Below are 1,053 nucleotides of genomic sequence, written 5' to 3'. Positions count from 1 at the left end.
GCGCYCAAGGCAGCCTTCATTGCCGCAAAAACACTTTGGCAGCGGGAACTCTTCCAGGCGCCCCCAGGGGAGCGGCGTGTGGCCCCATTCGCCAGCGATGCTGTGACGACCGCCGATCACCTTTCCGTCAACAACGATACCGGCGCCCATTCCGGTTCCGATGATGATACCAAAGACCGTGCGATTACCCGCCCCTGCGCCGTCAGCGGCTTCGGAGAGCGCGAAGCAATTCGCATCGTTCTCGACGCGCACCGAGCGGTTGAGTGCCCGATCCAGATCGATACCGAAGGGCTGGTTATTAAGCCACGTGGCATTCGCATTCTTGATCAGGCCGGTTTCGGGCGAGATGGAGCCCGGAATGCCGATCCCCAGCGTCGAGCTGAGCTGACCCGGCTTGGCCAGATGGGACGAGACGCTTCCAAGGCGCTGGTCCACGCTGGCGACCAGGTCGCGCACGGCGATCACTGCGTCTTCATAAATTCCCGGATTGGGGACGCGTTCACGCAATTGCAGATCGCCCGCGCGATCGAGAACTGCGATTTCGATCTTCGTCCCACCGAAATCGATGCCGAGGCGATAATCAGCCATCTCATGCCTTACTGATGTTGCTTCTGAAAACTGGCGCGCATGTTGCGGAGGAATAGGATCGGAGTAAAGATCTATTGGCAAAACAGCGCCCGATCTTGAAACACACATCAAGCTGCGCGCATAGTCCCGAATATGACGGTCTCCCCCACAGAAACGCTGCTCGACCTGCGCGGGCTTGCCTGCCCCCTGCCTGTGCTCAAGGCGCATCGCGCGCTCAAAGCGCTCTCCGGGGGTGCCAGGCTACGCGTACTAGCGACGGATCGCGCCAGCGTGGCGGATTTCCAGGCTTTCTGCCGTGAGACGGGACACGCGTTAGTTGCATTCTCTGAAGACGGGGAGACGCTTTCCTTCGTCATCCGTCGCAAATTGGACACAGCTGTGTCTTCCCCTGTTACGGAATAATCATAGTCATTACTTCCTTGGGCTTGGAGAATGGAGTGCGACACGCTATCCCTCCTTCCCATC

The 1,053-nt window shown here is 59.2% G+C and carries 2 protein-coding genes; one reads left to right on the top strand and one right to left on the bottom strand.

Translation table 11 applies throughout. The features are described 5' to 3' along the window. Positions 1 to 588: ROK family protein (locus tag C0V97_RS18045; RefSeq protein ID WP_127103758.1), on the bottom strand; the 588-nt coding region annotated here is incomplete at its 3' end. Positions 589 to 720: 132 nt separating this feature from the next. Here C0V97_RS18045 and C0V97_RS18040 point away from each other — a divergent pair. Beyond that, positions 721 to 990: a sulfurtransferase TusA family protein gene (locus C0V97_RS18040; protein ID WP_127102394.1), complete on the top strand. Its 270-nt coding sequence runs from the start codon at positions 721 to 723 to the stop codon at positions 988 to 990. The last annotated feature ends 63 nt before the right edge of the window (positions 991 to 1,053 follow it).

Source organism: Asaia sp. W19, assembly GCF_003994335.1.
Classification (GTDB): domain Bacteria; phylum Pseudomonadota; class Alphaproteobacteria; order Acetobacterales; family Acetobacteraceae; genus Asaia.
Note: the sequence above shows the minus strand (reverse complement) of the source record. Positions and strands in the feature narration are given on the sequence as shown.

Bases quoted from the DNA above. Each gene is read 5' to 3' on its own strand.
- C0V97_RS18040 (WP_127102394.1), top strand. From the start codon at position 721: ATGACGGTCTCCCCCACAGAAACGCTGCTCGACCTGCGCGGGCTTGCC.